Source organism: Sutcliffiella sp. NPDC057660 (genome assembly GCF_042800035.1).
GTDB lineage: Bacteria > Bacillota > Bacilli > Bacillales > Bacillaceae_I > Sutcliffiella_A.
This window is the reverse complement of record NZ_JBHVHV010000032.1, coordinates 1-16720: the sequence shown is the minus strand read 5'-3', so window position 1 is coordinate 16720 and position 16720 is coordinate 1. Positions and strand designations below refer to the sequence as shown.

Genomic DNA, 16720 nt, shown 5'->3' with positions numbered 1-16720 from the left:
TGCTCAAATGTTGACTAGCTTATGTTACATTTTCGTTCTTTGTTAATCCCTATAAGATTAACGTGGACGCTGTTGTTTTGTTTAGTTTTCAAAGAACTTTTTTATAAGTCGTTCTCTCGAAGCGACTTTATTATCTTATCACACCCACAAAAGCGAGTCAACAACTTTTTTTAAGAAGAAGTTTTTCAAAAACGCGATTCGTTTGTGACAACGAAATCTAATATACCATCTTAATAACACCCGAGTCAATAAAAAAAACAAAAAAAATTCCTCTTTTTTCAGAGGAACCTTTGCCTTATTAAATAATATACATTTGGATGATCACCAAGGCTGCTACACCAGGGATTCCAAGCACCCCTGAAATGGCAGAGGTGGCCAAGTTGATCGGGACATGTATCCCCATTGAATTTCCGAATGCATTCAAGAAAAACAAGAACAGCGCACCTATCATGATTTTAATGGCTGTTTGTCCAACAAATCGCAATGGTTTCAGGGGAGTTCCTACTATGAGAACCAATAAAATGAGCGCTCCTATTATTCCAATCACTATCAATGGCTGCAAATCTGCTCCCTCCTCAGCTTGTACTATATTGTAATTGTATGTTGCCTTAAAGATTTCAGAACAACCTGTAGAAGTTTATAACAGAACAATAGCGATGCCTCCCCTTCTTCTATTAATATAGAAGAATTCCTTTCCTTCTGTTCAAACTTTTACACCGTAATAAAAATACCGCAGCCTGGTCGGCTGCGGTATGTAACGTACTTTTTTATTTCTCTGCTATTTAACTGTCATTCTGGTACGAACTTCTTTTAATAAGAAGAGATATTTGGCTTCTGCCATTTTGAGTTGGCAGATTACCTCTTCGGAAGGCTCTACACTCTTCTCAACAAGGCTTTTTTGTTTTGTCCAACGATCTTTGCACGACTCGGTTATTTCCATGAGCTTGGCATCGAACTGTTTTTTCAAACGGTCTTTTTTACGAAAAAACATAGCTAGTGTCAGCCCCTTTACATGGATTCATCATAGTTAAAGGCTGTTTTCGCATACATTGCCGCTTTTGACGCATTCAACGTAAACACGTAATACTGTTTACTTTCGTGCTCTTTTCCCGTGTAATAGATTTATTTTCTTTTGAATCATACAGGGATAAATTCTGTAAAAAATCCAAAAACTGATTTTTTACGAACATAAGCAACAAACATTACGAAAAGAGCCTAATTAAATCTCTCTTCGTCCTTCTAACGCCTTGGATAGTGTCACTTCATCTGCGTACTCCAGGTCTCCGCCGACCGGAAGACCGTGTGCGATACGTGTCATTTTGATTCCTGTCGGTTTTAGAAGCCTTGATATATACATCGCGGTTGCTTCTCCCTCAATGTTTGGATTGGTAGCGAGAATCAATTCCTGAACCACATCATCCTGTAATCGTTTGATTAGTTCAGGGATTTTGATATCCTCCGGCCCTATTCCATCCATAGGCGAGATGGCACCATGTAATACGTGATAGAGGCCGTTATAGTCCTTCATCTTCTCCATGGCGATTACATCCTTGGTTTCCTGGACTATGCAAATAACGGTCTGGTCACGTCGGTTATCCTCACAGATATAGCATGGATCCTTATCGGTGATATGTCCGCAAACAGTGCAGTACGATAAGTTCCTTTTCGCATTGACCAATGCTTTCGCAAAGTCCAATACGGTGTCTTCTTTCATATTCAATACGAAAAAAGCCAGACGTGCGGCCGTTTTCGGGCCGATACCCGGCAATTTCATAAAGCTGTCAATCAGCTTTGATATAGGCTCAGGATAGTGCATAAAAGTCCTCCTAGAAAAGTCCTGGCATGTTTAACCCTTTGGTGAATTGACCCATTGTATCGTTAGTCAACTCCTCCATTTTCTTCAAGGCATCATTTGTAGCAGCCAGTACTAGATCTTGCAGCATTTCGATATCTTCCGGGTCTACTACTTCCTCTTTAATATTCACAGAAATGATTTCTTTCTGGCCGTTTACTACAACCGTAACCATACCGCCGCCAGCAGTACCTTCAATTGTCTTTTCAGCTAGTTCCTCTTGCGCTTTCGCCATATCCTTTTGCATTTTTTGCATTTGTTTCATCATTTTTTGCATGTTACCCATTCCGCCACCACGCATCATAAGTCATTCCTCCTAATATTGGTTAATGGTTTATTCTTTTATTTCAATCAGCTCAGGACCTACCAATTTCTTGGCCTCTTCAATAAATGGGTCCTCTTCCTGCCGGTCTCCACCGGTCTCATCTTTCTGGCCTCGGATGAAGTCCTCCCGAATCTGCTGCCACTCCGTTTCAGGTACAGCCAGCATATCGAAGGATTTTCCGGTAAGCTCCATCAGGATCTGCTCCAGATTCTGCTTTACCTGGTCATCAGATGCCATCTTGCAATGTATCTCATACTTGAATTTTAACACAAAAGCCTGGTTGGAAGCAGCAACCGGCTCACTATCTGTCAATAAAGCCGCATGGGACACCCTGTTCTGCTTCCGAAGCGTCTCCAATAACTGAGCCCAGCTGCCTTTTATGCTTTCCAAATCGCCTCTTGTAGCAGTTTTCAGCACTTCCTGGATACGCCCGACTGCCGGTTTGAACCCATTACGTGATCCTCCACCAGATCTTGCAGGTGTTTTGGCTGCAGCTGTCGCCGCTTGGTTGGCTTCGACCAGTTTACCCGAAGATAATTCTTTCACCTTATTTTCCAGCAAGGTGATTTTCTTCATGAGGATATTCACCTGATCTTGATCTGCCGCTTCCTTCGAAGAACCCTCAAGCTGACAGAGTTTCACAATTGCCACCTCAAGATAGATCCGTGGATGATTGGTCCACTTCATCTCCTGCTGGCTCTTATTGAGTATATCGATCGTTTCATAGATGGTCTCAGAAGGGATTTCCTCCGCAAATGTCCTGAATCCCTCATCGACCTGCACTCTATCCAGGATCTGCTCGAGCCTTGGGGCAGTTTTATAGAGCAGCATATCCCGATAATAGAAAATCAAATCCTCCAAAAATCTTGAAGGATCCTTGCCTGACCGGAAAACGGAATTCAGGGAATCCAAAGCATCCGCGACATTCTTTTGATGCAGGGCTTTTACCAGATCGGTCAGAAACGTCTGAGAGACAGATCCTGTGATGGAAAGGGCATCCTGTACGGTTAGGATCCCGTCGCTGAAGGAGATGGCCTGGTCCATCAGACTCAAGGCATCACGCATCCCACCCTCAGCCGCTCTCGCTATCACGGCAAGAGCATGAGGCTCACTTTCGATCTCCTGGGCTTTCAGCACGGTTTCCAACCTGCCGACAATGGATTCAGCGGTAATTCTTCTGAAATCAAATCGCTGACAACGCGATATGATGGTCAGCGGGATTTTATGCGGCTCGGTTGTAGCCAGAATGAAAATCACGTGTTTCGGAGGCTCTTCCAGCGTTTTTAATAAGGCGTTGAAGGCTCCGATGGAAAGCATATGTACTTCATCTATGATATATACTTTATACTTGACCGCGCTCGGTGCATATTTCACCTTGTCCCTGATATCACGGATTTCATCGACCCCGTTATTGGAGGCCGCATCTATTTCCATTACATCTGATATGGATCCATCTGTGATTCCCCTGCAGGAGGGGCATTCGTTACAAGGCTCTGCAACAGGTGCGTGTTCGCAGTTCACAGCCTTTGCTAAAATCTTTGCCGCACTTGTTTTTCCGGTTCCTCTTGGGCCTGAAAAAAGATAGGCATGGGAGAACTTCTGTTGAAGCAGGGCGTTTTGTAAGGTTTTGGTTATATGTTCCTGTCCCACGACATCCTGAAAAAGCTGTGGTCGAAAAACACGATATAAAGCTTGATATGCCACCAATATGCCCTCCTTCTTTCTTATCCTTTCCATTATACCGTAGAAATGGATTCAATTTCAAAAGCAAACATGAAAAGGCTTGATTTATTTTCGCAAAAAGAATAAATAGACAGCAAAAAAACCCACCCTGCAATAGAGTGAGTTTGAATGACTATTTATAACTGCCGTGCACCTTCTGTCGATTAGCCACCATAAGCGTTACTTAAGCAGTTAGCTCGACCCAGGCAACCCTGCGGCACATGAGAGAGTCCGCTTAATGCTGCTTCCTTCCGGACCTGACATGGTTCACGGGTTCCCATTGCGCAGGACCCAGGTGTCAACACCACTTACTTAAGGCAGACCCTACAGCCTGCTAACCTCGAGAAGGGATTCAGCCTCGCTAGAGCGGATTGCGAGTTCAGGGCACCGCTACCTCCCCGCTTAGCACGACAAAATTAAAACCAAAAGGTTCGTGCGTCTTTATGTCCGACGCATTATTTAGTATAAGGGAAAAAAGGAGAAATTGCAACCATAACCAACTGTAAAATATTAGGATCCGTTTTTCGACTGCTTCTTTTTCTCCTTCTTTTCCTGACGAAGCTTTCTGAAAAAATCTGAAAGGAGAGCCCCACACTCTTCCTCCAATACCCCACTCACTATTTCGGTCTGGTGATTAAATCGTGGTTCCTCCAACAGGTTCATTAAAGTACCGGCGCAACCTGCTTTCGGATCAATGGCACCGTACACGACCTTTTGCACTCGCGATAAAACTATTGCGCCCGCACACATCGGACATGGCTCGAGCGTGACATAAAGGGTGGTATTCTCCAACCTCCATGTACCCAGCTGCTTGCATGCTTCATCGATAGCCAGTATTTCGGCATGGGTGATGGATCTCTGAGTCGTCTCCCTCAAGTTATGGCCCCTTGCAATGACCTCTCCATCCAGAACTATTACCGCTCCGATCGGTACTTCCGCCAACCCTTCCGCTTTTTTTGCTTCTTCTATTGCCAGTTTCATGAACCATTCATCGGTTTTTTCCTGCATACCCCGGATTCCTTTCTTTTTACAAGCTTGTTTATATTCTTGACCCCAATTCCATAGACTAATCTGCATGAGGTGATAATACTTGGAGCATACGGCATTACTTATTATAGATATTATCAATGATTTTCAGTTTAAGCACGGAAAAACACTGGCTAAGAAAACCGTTGCCATTGCGCCTAACATTTTAAAACTAAAAAAATACATGAAGGCGAACGGTCTTCCAATCATCTATGTAAACGATCATTATCAGCTATGGCAGGCAGACTATAACAAGATTATGGAGAAATGCAATAATCCACTTAGTAAAAGCATCATTGAAAACCTCTGCCCAGAGGGGGATGACTATTTTCTGATCAAACCGAAGCACTCTGCTTTTTTTGGCACTGCGTTACATACACTTTTGTCCCAGCTTGGAGTAAACTCTCTCATTCTGACAGGTATTGCCGGAAATATATGCGTCCTTTTTACTGCAAATGACGCATATATGCGAGAGATAAAGCTTCTTGTACCAACAGATGCCATCGCTTCTACGGCAGACGAGGATAATGAATATGCAATCACGATGATGAGGAATGTCCTGAAGGCCTCCATATATACGACAGATGCATTGTTGAAGCAGTAAAGAACCTCCTTGCATGTTTCCCTCACTATTCTCATACATTGATAAAGGATGATGAATAGGAGGGACGAACCATGCAAATTCATGTCGTTAGGCAAGGACAATCAATCTACGGGATTTCGCAGGCTTATGCTACGACCCCTGAAGATTTAATAGAAGCAAACGAATTGCCCAATCCAGATAATCTTGTAATCGGGCAGTCGCTCGTAATTCCAATTGTGGGAAGGTTCTATTATGTGCAGCAAGGCGACACACTTGATTCCATAGCAAGGAGGTTCAATACAACCCCACAGCTCCTGGCACGGGTCAACCAATTGAATGCCAATCAGCCCCTGCGCACCGGCCTCAGACTTTATATTCCACCACAATCCAAACGGGAAGCGGAAATCAATGCATATATTGAGCCAAGAGGAAATACGGTTTCCCCTCAGCTCGAACAAAGTGCAAGGAATACAGCTCCTTATCTGACCTATCTCGCACCATTCAGCTTTCGTGTACAGCGTGACGGTTCTCTTGAGGAACCACCACTGAACAACTTCCAGCAAATAGCCGAGGCCAATAATGTCACACTCATGATGGTCCTCACCAATCTTGAAGATGACGGCTTCAGTGATGAGCTCGGCCGGATTATATTGACGAATATGTCTGTCCAAAACAAGTTTCTTGATAACGTGGTAGTAACTGCAAAAAAATATAACTTCAAGGATATCCATTTTGATTTCGAATTCCTGCGACCGGCTGATAAGGAAGCCTATAACACGTTTTTACGAAAAGCACGCGACCGTTTCAAAAAGGAAGGATGGCTCATTTCCACCGCTTTGGCTCCAAAAACAAAGGCAGACCAAAAAGGGAAATGGTATGAAGCCCACGACTACAAAGCACACGGTGAGATTGTAGACTTTGTCATCATCATGACGTATGAATGGGGCTATAGCGGAGGACCACCTATGGCCGTCTCGCCGATCGGGCCTGTAAGAGAGGTGCTTGAATACGCATTGACCGAAATGCCGGGGAATAAAATCATGATGGGACAGAACCTATACGGATATGACTGGACGCTTCCCTTCAAACCCGGCGGTGAATTTGCCAAAGCGATCAGCCCTCAGGCAGCCATCCAGCTTGCCAGTGATAATAATGCGGCCATTCAATACGATGAGAAGGCACAGGCACCCCATTTCAATTATTGGGATAAACAAGGGAAGGAACATAAAGTCTGGTTTGAGGATGCCCGGTCGATCCAAGCAAAGTTTGACTTGTTAAAAGAATTGAACCTGAGAGGCATCAGCTATTGGAAGCTCGGACTCTCCTTCCCGCAAAATTGGCTCCTGATAACCGATAACTTCAATGTGGTTAAAAACCCTACAGCTCGGTGGTATCATCAAGCATATAGATAAAAAGTTCGGAGGCTGAAATGGTATTCAGTCTCTTTTTTTTCATAATTTCCTAATCCATATTTACATCATCTGTGATAGAATGTTAAATGTCTGTCAAAATATTGATGAGTGTTCGGTTTAATTAAGGGGGTTCATTGGATGCAAGCAACACCATTTATTACAGTTGAAGGGCCGATTGGTGTTGGAAAAACCTCACTTGCAAAGAAGATTGCAGAGGAGTTCCAGTATCAGTTATTAAAAGAAATAGTAGACGAAAATCCTTTTCTCGGAAAATTCTATGAAGATATAGATGAGTGGAGTTTCCAGACGGAAATGTTTTTTCTGTGCAATAGATATAAGCAGCTAGAAGATATCGATCGGCTTCATTTACAGAACGGGGCACCGGTTGTATCGGACTACCACATCATGAAGAATCTTATTTTTGCAAAGCGTACATTAAGGGACAAACAGTATGACAAATACCTGCAAATCTACGACATCCTGACATCGGATATGCCTAAACCAAATGTCATCATCTATTTGCATGCAAGTTTGGATACCTTATTAAGTAGGATTGCAATGCGTGGGAGAGATATCGAAAAGAAAATCGACCCGCTTTATCTTCAACAGCTTAGTATGGATTATGATGAAGAAATGGATCGACTAGAACAGATATACCCATCCCTCCCGATCTTACGCTTCAATGGGGATGAAATAGATTTTATACAGCGGGAAGAGGATAAGCAAAAAATCTTCAATCAATTGCGCGATACCTTGAAAAAAGGAGTTATCATTTAATGAATCTACGTGAAAAATACGGCATCCCCTCCAATGCGGTCATTACGATTGCCGGAACAGTCGGTGTCGGAAAATCAACCATGACAAACGCTTTAGCAAACGCACTAGGCTTTCGTACTTCTTTCGAAAAAGTGGATACAAATCCATATCTGGACAAGTTCTATGCGGATTTCGAACGCTGGAGCTTTCATTTGCAGATCTACTTCCTGGCGGAGCGCTTTAAGGATCAGAAGAAGATTTTCGAATATGGCGGAGGCTTCGTTCAGGATCGTTCCATTTATGAAGATACAGGGATTTTCGCAAATATGCATTATGAAAAAGGGACGATGACGAAGGTGGATTATGAAACCTATACAAGCCTTTTTGAGGCAATGGTCATGACACCATATTTCCCTCATCCGGACCTCTTGATCTATTTGGAAGGAAGCTTGGATGATATTCTCGGAAGAATCCAGGAACGCGGACGTCCAATGGAACAGCAAACACCAATCTCGTACTGGGAAGAAATGCACGAACGCTATGAAAAATGGATCAACAGCTTTCACGCATGTCCTGTACTTCGTTTAAATATCAACGAATATGATGTTTTGAGTAATTCCAATTCAGTTGAGCCGATCATAGAAAAGATCTCCCATCATATGAAGCAATCACTTTTGCTAAAAAAATAAGCCGCCTATATAGGCGGCTTATTTATTGTCTCAGACGGCGTCGCTTCCATCTTTGACAATAAAAAAATCGTTACTTTCTCCAATGTAACGAACAATCTCCATTTTATGCGCTTTAGGTAAAATCACCTTTTATAAATAAATCGATGGAGGAGGAAGGGGGATTCGAACCCCCGCGGGTTTTGACACCCCTGTCGGTTTTCAAGACCGATCCCTTCAGCCGGACTTGGGTATTCCTCCGTATCAACAAAAAGTAATATATCATATTTCAAAATAACTTGTCAACGCAATAAAAGAAAAGGATGGAGATTTTTTTCCCCACCCTTTATTTGTTCACTATTTAGTCAAAAATTCCTTGCCACCCATATATGGACGCAATACTTCAGGAATCACTACAGATCCATCAGCCTGCTGGTAGTTCTCGATGATGGCAGCAACTGTACGGCCAATCGCCAGTCCAGAACCATTCAGTGTGTGCACATGTTCAGGTTTACCCTTTGGATCACGACGGAAACGAATACCTGCACGACGTGCCTGGAAGCTCTCAAAGTTACTGCAAGAAGAAATCTCACGATATGTCTCCGCACTTGGAATCCATACTTCAATGTCGTACTTCTTCGCAGCTGTAAATCCAAGGTCTGCTGTACACATGCTCAGCACACGGTATGGCAGTCCAAGAAGCTGCAATACTTTCTCAGCATTACCTGTTAATTTTTCTAGCTCTTCATAAGAATCTTCCGGCTTTACAAACTTCACAAGCTCCACTTTATTGAATTGATGCTGGCGGATTAGACCGCGAGTATCACGTCCTGCAGAACCCGCTTCAGAACGGAAGCATGCACTGAATGCTGCATAGTTGATCGGCAGCTGATCCACACTCAGAATTTCATCCCGATGCATATTTGTAATCGGAACCTCAGCAGTCGGAACTAGGAAATAGTCTTCTTTTTCAATCAGGAAAGCATCTTCCTCGAACTTAGGAAGCTGTCCGGTCCCTGTCATACTTGCACGATTTACGAGATATGGAGGCAGCACTTCCGTGTACCCATGCTCATCAACATGTAAATCAAGCATGAAGTTGAATAGTGCTCTTTCCAAACGTGCACCAAGTCCGCGATAGAATACAAAACGGCTTCCAGTTACCTTGCCGGCACGTTCGAAGTCCAGGATTCCCAACTCATCTGCGATATCCCAGTGTGCTTTTACTTCGTGGTCAAAAACAGGAACCTCGCCCCATTTACGAACTTCCACATTGTCATCCTCGGTTTCCCCAACAGGTACGCTCTCATGAGGGATATTCGGAATGGACATCAGTAAAAGATCCAATGTCTCTTCTACTCCTCTTAGCTCATCATCCAACTCTTTAACTTTGTCTCCAACTTCTCGCATTTCCTTGATCAGATGATCGGCATCCTGCTTTTCACGCTTCATTACAGCGATCTGTTGGGATACTTCATTACGCTTGCTTTTTAGTTGTTCCGTCTGACCCAACAAATCTCTTCTTTTCGCATCAAGCTCTTCAAAACGGTCAAGATCTGTTAAGTCTTCCCCGCGGTGAGTAAGCTTCCCTTTAATTTCTTCAAAATTGGCACGCAATAGTTTTAAATCCAACATTTTTCCTATTCCTCCTTTTTTTAAGAAAACACAAAAAACCCCCGTCCCCATATAGGGACGAGAGTTTGATATCCCGTGTTGCCACCCTTGTTGAAAAAGGCATGTAAAACCTTTTCCCACTTCATTCGATAACGGTAATAATCTTACCGAAGTGACTTACTATACCTGAAAAAGGTAATTCGGTTCACTGCTCAAGGATGGATTCTCAAGTGCTCTACATCGGTTTTCACCAGCCACCGACTCTCTAAAGTAAAACAAGCTGATACTATTTCCTCTCAACGCTTTGGCTATATTTTCTTGTTAACGAATAATTTACTACAAGTTTCTCTTACATGCAATAGTTTTATACACTATTTTATTTAGACTCTTTCACCATATTAACAAAATACTGCGTAATACGGTGATCGTCCGTCAATTCCGGATGGAACGAACAGCCAAGGAATTGTCCTTGTCTTGCTGCTACAATGCGGCCATTATGCTTGCAAAGGACTTCTACATCCTCTCCAACCTCCACGATGTGTGGAGCACGGATAAAGACTCCTACAAAGTCATTGGCCACGCCTGCAATCGTAAGTTCCGCCTCGAAGCTGTCGACTTGACGGCCAAATGAATTACGCTCCACTTTGGCATCCATCAAACCAAGATGCGGCTCCTCATAACCGACAATTTCCTTCGCAATGAGAATAAGTCCTGCACAAGTACCAAAAACAGGCTTTCCACTCGCGCCAAATTCGCGCAATGGCTCCATGAAGGAATATTTATCAATTAAACGACGCATGGTCGTGCTTTCCCCACCGGGAATTATCAGACCATCAATCTCAGCAAGCTGTTCCACTTTCTTTACTACAATTGCCTCTGCTCCAGATGCTTCGATCGATTTCACATGCTCCCGAACTGCACCTTGAAGTCCCAGGACTCCAACCTTCACCATGATTCAAAACTCCTTTACTTACCAGCCACGCTCTTGCATGCGATTTTCAGGTAATAGTGTAGAAATCTCGATGCCTTTCATTGCTGCACCCAAACCTTTGGATAGGCTGGCAATCAACTCATAATCCTGGTAGTGAGTAGTCGCTTCCACGATGGCACGAGCAAATTTAGCCGGGTTGTCGGATTTGAAGATACCGGATCCAACAAATACCCCATCAGAACCTAACTGCATCATTAATGCTGCATCTGCAGGTGTCGCAATACCACCAGCAGCGAAGTTAACTACCGGCAGACGGCCAAGGCGCTTAATTTCAAGAAGCAATTCAAAAGGTGCTCCTAATAATTTTGCTTCTGTCATCAATTCATCTTCGTTCATTCCAACCACTTTACGAACTTGTGCGTTCACTTTACGGATGTGGCGAACAGCCTCCACGATGTTTCCTGTACCAGGCTCACCTTTTGTACGAAGCATGGAAGCACCTTCACCGATACGGCGTGCAGCTTCACCAAGATCACGGCAACCACAAACGAAAGGTACTTTATATTGGCGCTTGTCCAAGTGATACTCTTCATCGGCAGGAGTCAATACTTCACTCTCATCGATGTAGTCTACACCCATCGCTTCTAAAATACGTGCTTCTACAATATGACCGATACGTGCTTTAGCCATTACCGGAATCGTTACAGCCTTCATTACATCTTCCACGATCGTAGGATCTGCCATACGAGCAACTCCACCAGCTGCACGGATATCAGCAGGAACGCGCTCTAATGCCATTACCGCTACTGCTCCAGCTTCCTCAGCGATCTTAGCTTGCTCCGCATTGACAACGTCCATGATGACGCCGCCTTTTTGCATTTCTGCCATTCCACGTTTTACACGATCAGTACCTGTTAATGTCATCGAGAATTCCCCCTGTATGTAGATTAAAATAGTTTTAAATAAAATGGAACTTGTCCATATGATTTTCTTACACGTCCTTTATTTTACCTCAATTCCGACAAAAATCCTAATAAATTTCTTTCGGGTAAAGAAAATCTTCCCGGCCCCGGTATGCCCGGCACATGTCCCCCTTATAAAAAAATAAGTGCAGAAAGACTTGGTAGTCTCTTTGCACTTATCTGTCAGACATTTTATTAAAACAGTCCCTTGATGGAACTGGCAATGGTGGACCAAAGGTCTCCGAAGAATCCTCCAATACCACGCATCGTCAGGACGAACCAATTGGCTTTCTCCACAGCTTCTGTTGTCACAACATCAGCCTGTGCACCACTTTTATTTTCTTCAAATAGGTAGCCGGTCTTATCTTCCCCAGTATATTCGACTGTGAGATATCCAACCTTTGCCCCTTTTTCGATAGGAGCAGTGATTTCTTTCTTTTTGTTTACTACCTTTTCATCAAACACATATATCGGCTCAAATTTCTCTTCTTCGCCACGTTTCACCAATACATTAAGTGGTTCACTTGTTGCAACTTCCACATTCTTCTCTTTCCCTTTTACTACTTTCAAGTTAGAATGTTCATCAATTTGATAGTTGGAAGGGTAGATTTCTTTTACCGTGAAGTTTGCATAACCATAATCGAATAATTTTCTTGTTTCGTCAAAGCGCGCTTCCACATCCGGATTCCCGCTTTCATTCTTCGCATTCATTACCACGGAAATAAAACGCATGCCGTCCTTCTCTACCGTACCGGTGAATGAATACCCGGCAAAGTCCGTGTACCCGGTCTTGATACCATCAACACCTTCATATCCCTTTACAAGGGTAGGGATCATCCAGTTCCAGTTGGACATTTCAATTCTGTCTTCCGTATCTTCGCGGAATACTTTCTTGTCGATGCTTGAAGTCTCCAGAAGTTCCGGGAAATCCTTTAGCAAATGAAATGCAAGCTTGGCTGTGGCACGCGCTGACATCACATTTTCTTCATCAGCAGCAGTGTTTGCTGGGTGCATCCCGTATAGATCTGCATTGTTCAGGCCGGTTGTATTTACAAATTTATAATCTTTCAAACCTAATTCTTCTGCTTTTTCATTCATTTTAACAACAAATGCTTCTTCGGAACCAGCAACCATTTCAGCCAGTGCAATCGTTGCTCCGTTTGCTGAGTAGATGGCCATCGCCTCATACAGTTCCCTTGCATTGTAAGTTCCATCTCTGCGCAATGGAACGTTCGATAAACTGGTATCTTGAGAAATCGTATGAACATATTCAGTTACATTGTACTGATCGTCCCAAGATAATTTTTTCTCATGCACAGCCTCAAGAATCAGGTATTCTGTCATCATTTTTGTCATACTTGCAATTCCGAGTACTGTATCGATATTCTTTTGGTAGATGATTTTCCCTGTGCTTTGTTCAAGTAGTAGAGCAGCTTCCGCATTTATATTTAAATGGTCGTTTTCCTCTGCTTGTACATCCTGTATTGAAAAAATCGTCGTCAATAAAGTAATGGCTATTAAACTAGCAATAAAACGTTGAAGATTATTTTTCACAATAAATTACCCTCCAGAAACTTTTTCACATAGTCGTTATTTTAACACACTATATGCAAAAAAAATAGACAGAGAAAGACTTGTTCTTTCTCTGTCACAACTATGACTATGCGACTATGCGACTATTGTTTGTAATCAAATGGAGTAGTTGGGAGATTCTTTTGTGATTTGGACATCATGTGGATGGCTCTCACGCAGCCCTGCACCCGTCATCTTAACAAACTGGGAATTTTCTCTTAAGGATTGTAGGTCTTTTGTTCCACAGTACCCCATGCCGGAACGAAGTCCGCCAACCATCTGGTAGATTGTGTCAGCAACCGGACCTTTATAAGGAATGCGTCCTTCAATGCCTTCTGGAACAAATTTCTTGTTGTCCTCCTGGAAGTAACGGTCTTTGCTTCCTTTTTCCATTGCACCAACAGAACCCATGCCACGATATACTTTAAATCTTCTGCCTTGGAATATTTCCGTTTCTCCAGGACTTTCTGTTGTTCCACCAAGCATACTTCCGAGCATTACTGCATGACCGCCGGCAGCCAAAGCTTTTACGATATCTCCGGAATACTTGATACCGCCATCCGCGATAATGGATGCACCATGCTTGCGTGCCTCTGTTGCACAATCATACACCGCAGTAATCTGTGGAACACCAACTCCTGCTACCACACGTGTTGTACAGATGGAACCAGGTCCAATCCCTACTTTGATCACATCTGCTCCTGCTTCAATCAAATCCTTTGTTGCTTCGGCTGTTGCCACATTTCCTGCAATGATGTTCAGCTTTGGATATTTGCTTCTGATTTTCTTCACCGTATCCAATACCCCTTGCGAGTGACCGTGAGCAGTATCCACAACGATTGCATCCACACTCGCCTGAACTAATTTTTCAACTCGAAGCATCGTATCACCTGTCACCCCGACAGCTGCCCCTACCAGCAGTCTGCCTTGGTCATCCTTGGAGGAATGAGGGAATTCAATAACCTTTTCAATATCCTTTATCGTGATAAGACCCTTTAAGATGCCTTCACCATCAACTAGAGGAAGCTTTTCAATTTTATATTTCTGTAAGATGCTTTCCGCTTCTGCTAAAGTCGTACCTACAGAGGCAGTTACAAGGTTTTCTTTTGTCATGACATCGGAAATCGGAATGGAAAAATCTTGGATAAAACGCAGATCACGGTTAGTAAGAATACCCACAAGCTTTTGCTCTTCCTTGCTATTCACTATCGGCACACCGGAGATTCTGTACTTGCCCATTAAATGCTCTGCATCAAACACTTGATGATCGGGAGTTAAAAAGAAAGGATCCGTAATAACGCCTCTCTCTGAACGTTTTACTTTATCCACTTGCTCTGCTTGCTGTTCAATAGACATGTTTTTATGGATAATCCCCAGTCCACCCTGTCTCGCCATTGCAATAGCCATCTCTGCTTCTGTCACAGTATCCATACCAGCACTGATAATCGGTATATTCAACTGCAAGGTCTCTGTCAGCTTCACCTTTAAACTAACATCTCTAGGTAATACCTCAGACTTGGCTGGTACGAGTAATACATCATCAAAAGTTAATCCTTCTTTTGCAAATTTGCTTTCCCACATGACAAAATTTTCCCCCTTCTTTTCCTCGAATATATTTATAGTAGATTATCAACTGGACAAAATACTGTCAAGGATACTATTATAAGTTGGATTTTTCTAAAAATTTAATTTATATCCAAATCAACCGAGGAAGTGGAAGAAAAACATGGCTCACTCTAATTTAAATCTTTTTCACCCATTCCAATCTGTAGAAACCGCCCAGAAATTACTAAAAAAAAGCTATCAGAAAAACCAGGTGGAAAACTATGAGCAAAAGAGCTATCAAAACGCTTACAGCTTCATTTACTTTATTGAGCACGGATTAACCTACCTTCAGCAAACCAAAAACTCACCTCTCTCCATAAAACCAGTCCTTTTATTTTATGGAATGATACAACTGCTAAAAGCTTGCCTGCTAACTGTTGATCCCTCCTATCCGGAATCAACTGCAGTATTGGCACATGGAGTATCTACAAGAAAAAGAAAGAAACAAAGCTATGAATTCATCCAGGACGAAGTGAAGATACAAAAGAACGGCCTATTTTCGCACATTAGCGACAAAATGTTTCATGTGAAACAAATGGAAGGGACGAAATACTCCATGCAAGAACTTCTCTACTCCATTCCGGAGCTGGAAGAAGCCATTAAAATCACAAAAAATAAAATACCTTTCTATCCGATTGGACTGGCAACTGATTCCACTGTTTCCATTCCTTTAACCATCCTTGATGACTATAAAATGACGCAAGATCGATTTATTCAGTATTTCCAAACCCACACATCCTTCAAGCATCTTGAAAATGAACAACCCAAGCAGATGATTACCTTCAGCAGCACTCAGGAAAATCAGTCCTTAAGCTATTCACCACTGCTCTATCATCATCAAAACTCGATGCTCTATATTACACGAAAAAAAGAGCATTTCACTTTCTTTCCAGAGGTGCTTGTACATTACCTCTTGCTCTATAACCTGAGTATGATCTGTCGCTACGAAACAGAATGGTGGGGAGAACTCCTCCACACCTTCAACAGCAGTGACCTATCACTCATCATTCAATTCCTAGATATCACCGCAGAAAAAACAGCACACTACCTACACACATTCCTAATGCGGGTATTTGATATCCAAGACTAAGTAAAAGCCGGGCACAGGAGGCATCCCTTACTTCCTCTGCCCCCACTCCAATGCCTGCCTCGCTCACCATTCCCCCCACAACATCAGTGCCTTGCCCCTCCCTCCACTACCCAACCTCTTTCTCCCCAAAACAAAAAAAGAGGGGCCTGGCACTACTAAGTACCGTCCCCTCACCACACTCATCTAAAGAACAATAAACAAAACAACTTCCACACCCACACCAGTGCCTGGCCCCTCCTCCCACCACCCAACCTCTTTCTCCCCAAAACAAAAAAAGAGGGGCCTGGCACTAATAAGTACCATCCCCTCACCACACCCATCTAAAGAACAATAAATAAACAAACTTCCACACCTCACCAGTGCCTGGCCCCTCCACCCACCACCCAACCTCTTTCTCCCCAAAACAAAAAAAGAGGGGCCTGGCACTAATAAGTACCATCCCCTCACCACAAAAATTACAAAGAACAAAACCAAAACAAAAAAAGACCAGCACCTAAGCACTGATCTTCCCTCTAAACTTGCCTGGCAACGTCCTACTCTCACAGGGGGACAGCCCCCAACTACCATCGGCGCTGAAGAGCTTAACTTCCGTGTTCGGTATGGGA

16 protein-coding genes, 1 tRNA gene, 1 rRNA gene, 1 other RNA gene and 1 other annotated feature are annotated in these 16720 nt (G+C 43.2%); of the genes, 5 read left to right on the top strand and 14 right to left on the bottom strand.

The features are described from left to right. Positions 1–298: 298 nt before the first annotated feature. From ACFVAD_RS23935 to tadA, 7 genes are all read right to left on the bottom strand, one after another. The gene (locus ACFVAD_RS23935) at positions 299–562 is read right to left on the bottom strand and encodes a pro-sigmaK processing inhibitor BofA family protein (RefSeq protein WP_386646336.1); all 264 of its coding nucleotides are present in this window, start codon (positions 560–562) and stop codon (positions 299–301) included. Between the two features lie 216 nt (positions 563–778). Beyond that, the gene (locus ACFVAD_RS23930; RefSeq protein WP_386646333.1) at positions 779–991 is read right to left on the bottom strand and encodes a YaaL family protein; all 213 of its coding nucleotides are present in this window, start codon (positions 989–991) and stop codon (positions 779–781) included. A 228-nt stretch (positions 992–1219) separates the two neighbouring features. Then, positions 1220–1816 carry a recombination mediator RecR gene (gene recR, locus ACFVAD_RS23925; protein ID WP_386646330.1) on the bottom strand — a complete coding sequence of 199 codons (597 nt, stop codon included), beginning with the start codon at positions 1814–1816 and terminating at the stop codon, positions 1220–1222. Positions 1817–1826: 10 nt separating this feature from the next. Continuing rightward, entirely contained in the window at positions 1827–2153 is a 327-nt protein-coding gene (locus ACFVAD_RS23920) for a YbaB/EbfC family nucleoid-associated protein (RefSeq protein ID WP_386646339.1), read from the bottom strand. A gap of 33 nt (positions 2154–2186) precedes the next feature. Next, entirely contained in the window at positions 2187–3881 is a 1695-nt protein-coding gene (gene dnaX, locus ACFVAD_RS23915; protein WP_386646327.1) for a DNA polymerase III subunit gamma/tau, read from the bottom strand. A gap of 164 nt (positions 3882–4045) precedes the next feature. Further along, positions 4046–4310: signal recognition particle sRNA large type (gene ffs, locus ACFVAD_RS23910), an RNA gene on the bottom strand. Between the two features lie 99 nt (positions 4311–4409). Further along, a complete protein-coding gene (gene tadA, locus ACFVAD_RS23905; protein ID WP_386646324.1) occupies positions 4410–4907 on the bottom strand; it encodes a tRNA adenosine(34) deaminase TadA in 498 nt (165 codons plus the stop codon). Positions 4908–4989: 82 nt separating this feature from the next. Here tadA and ACFVAD_RS23900 point away from each other — a divergent pair, with 82 nt between their 5' ends. From ACFVAD_RS23900 to ACFVAD_RS23885, 4 genes are all read left to right on the top strand, one after another. After that, the gene (locus tag ACFVAD_RS23900; RefSeq protein WP_386646321.1) at positions 4990–5529 is read left to right on the top strand and encodes a cysteine hydrolase family protein; all 540 of its coding nucleotides are present in this window, start codon (positions 4990–4992) and stop codon (positions 5527–5529) included. Positions 5530–5600: 71 nt separating this feature from the next. Continuing rightward, positions 5601–6920: a glycosyl hydrolase family 18 protein gene (locus ACFVAD_RS23895; RefSeq protein ID WP_386646318.1), complete on the top strand. Its 1320-nt coding sequence runs from the start codon at positions 5601–5603 to the stop codon at positions 6918–6920. A gap of 138 nt (positions 6921–7058) precedes the next feature. Beyond that, positions 7059–7697, top strand: coding sequence for a deoxynucleoside kinase (locus tag ACFVAD_RS23890; protein ID WP_386646316.1), 639 nt, complete (start codon positions 7059–7061; stop codon positions 7695–7697). Then, positions 7697–8365, top strand: coding sequence for a deoxynucleoside kinase (locus tag ACFVAD_RS23885; RefSeq protein WP_386646313.1), 669 nt, complete (start codon positions 7697–7699; stop codon positions 8363–8365). Before ACFVAD_RS23890 ends, ACFVAD_RS23885 begins: the two co-directional genes overlap by 1 nt. 144 nt (positions 8366–8509) lie before the next feature. On the opposite strand, the gene ACFVAD_RS23880 is transcribed toward ACFVAD_RS23885, so the two are convergent. From ACFVAD_RS23880 to guaB, 6 genes are all read right to left on the bottom strand, one after another. Then, positions 8510–8602, bottom strand: a tRNA-Ser gene (locus tag ACFVAD_RS23880). A 96-nt stretch (positions 8603–8698) separates the two neighbouring features. Further along, positions 8699–9976 (bottom strand): serine--tRNA ligase, encoded by a 1278-nt coding sequence (gene serS, locus ACFVAD_RS23875; protein ID WP_386646310.1) that lies wholly within the window; start codon positions 9974–9976, stop codon positions 8699–8701. A gap of 50 nt (positions 9977–10026) precedes the next feature. After that, positions 10027–10264, bottom strand: a binding site (T-box leader). Between the two features lie 67 nt (positions 10265–10331). Continuing rightward, on the bottom strand, positions 10332–10907 hold the full coding sequence (gene pdxT, locus ACFVAD_RS23870) for a pyridoxal 5'-phosphate synthase glutaminase subunit PdxT (protein ID WP_386646307.1): 576 nt from the start codon (positions 10905–10907) through the stop codon (positions 10332–10334). A gap of 18 nt (positions 10908–10925) precedes the next feature. Continuing rightward, on the bottom strand, positions 10926–11810 hold the full coding sequence (gene pdxS / locus ACFVAD_RS23865) for a pyridoxal 5'-phosphate synthase lyase subunit PdxS (protein WP_386646305.1): 885 nt from the start codon (positions 11808–11810) through the stop codon (positions 10926–10928). A gap of 233 nt (positions 11811–12043) precedes the next feature. Next, on the bottom strand, positions 12044–13402 hold the full coding sequence (locus ACFVAD_RS23860; protein ID WP_386646302.1) for a D-alanyl-D-alanine carboxypeptidase family protein: 1359 nt from the start codon (positions 13400–13402) through the stop codon (positions 12044–12046). A gap of 135 nt (positions 13403–13537) precedes the next feature. Further along, a complete protein-coding gene (guaB, locus tag ACFVAD_RS23855; RefSeq protein ID WP_386646299.1) occupies positions 13538–15001 on the bottom strand; it encodes an IMP dehydrogenase in 1464 nt (487 codons plus the stop codon). 145 nt (positions 15002–15146) lie between these two features. Here guaB and ACFVAD_RS23850 point away from each other — a divergent pair, with 145 nt between their 5' ends. Further along, entirely contained in the window at positions 15147–16115 is a 969-nt protein-coding gene (locus tag ACFVAD_RS23850; RefSeq protein ID WP_386646296.1) for a YaaC family protein, read from the top strand. Positions 16116–16635: 520 nt separating this feature from the next. Here ACFVAD_RS23850 and rrf read toward each other — a convergent pair. After that, a 5S ribosomal RNA gene (gene rrf / locus ACFVAD_RS23845) occupies positions 16636–16720 on the bottom strand; the annotation flags it as partial.

Excerpts from the sequence above, each read along its gene's own strand:
- ACFVAD_RS23930 (WP_386646333.1), bottom strand. The coding sequence starts at position 991 with ATGTTTTTTCGTAAAAAAGACCGTTTGAAAAAACAGTTCGATGCCAAG.
- recR (WP_386646330.1), bottom strand. The coding sequence starts at position 1,816 with ATGCACTATCCTGAGCCTATATCAAAGCTGATTGACAGCTTTATGAAA.
- ACFVAD_RS23920 (WP_386646339.1), bottom strand. The coding sequence starts at position 2,153 with ATGCGTGGTGGCGGAATGGGTAACATGCAAAAAATGATGAAACAAATG.
- tadA (WP_386646324.1), bottom strand. The coding sequence starts at position 4,907 with ATGCAGGAAAAAACCGATGAATGGTTCATGAAACTGGCAATAGAAGAA.
- ACFVAD_RS23895 (WP_386646318.1), top strand. The coding sequence starts at position 5,601 with ATGCAAATTCATGTCGTTAGGCAAGGACAATCAATCTACGGGATTTCG.
- ACFVAD_RS23890 (WP_386646316.1), top strand. The coding sequence starts at position 7,059 with ATGCAAGCAACACCATTTATTACAGTTGAAGGGCCGATTGGTGTTGGA.
- ACFVAD_RS23885 (WP_386646313.1), top strand. The coding sequence starts at position 7,697 with ATGAATCTACGTGAAAAATACGGCATCCCCTCCAATGCGGTCATTACG.
- serS (WP_386646310.1), bottom strand. The coding sequence starts at position 9,976 with ATGTTGGATTTAAAACTATTGCGTGCCAATTTTGAAGAAATTAAAGGG.
- pdxT (WP_386646307.1), bottom strand. The coding sequence starts at position 10,907 with ATGGTGAAGGTTGGAGTCCTGGGACTTCAAGGTGCAGTTCGGGAGCAT.
- pdxS (WP_386646305.1), bottom strand. The coding sequence starts at position 11,810 with ATGACATTAACAGGTACTGATCGTGTAAAACGTGGAATGGCAGAAATG.
- guaB (WP_386646299.1), bottom strand. The coding sequence starts at position 15,001 with ATGTGGGAAAGCAAATTTGCAAAAGAAGGATTAACTTTTGATGATGTA.
- ACFVAD_RS23850 (WP_386646296.1), top strand. The coding sequence starts at position 15,147 with ATGGCTCACTCTAATTTAAATCTTTTTCACCCATTCCAATCTGTAGAA.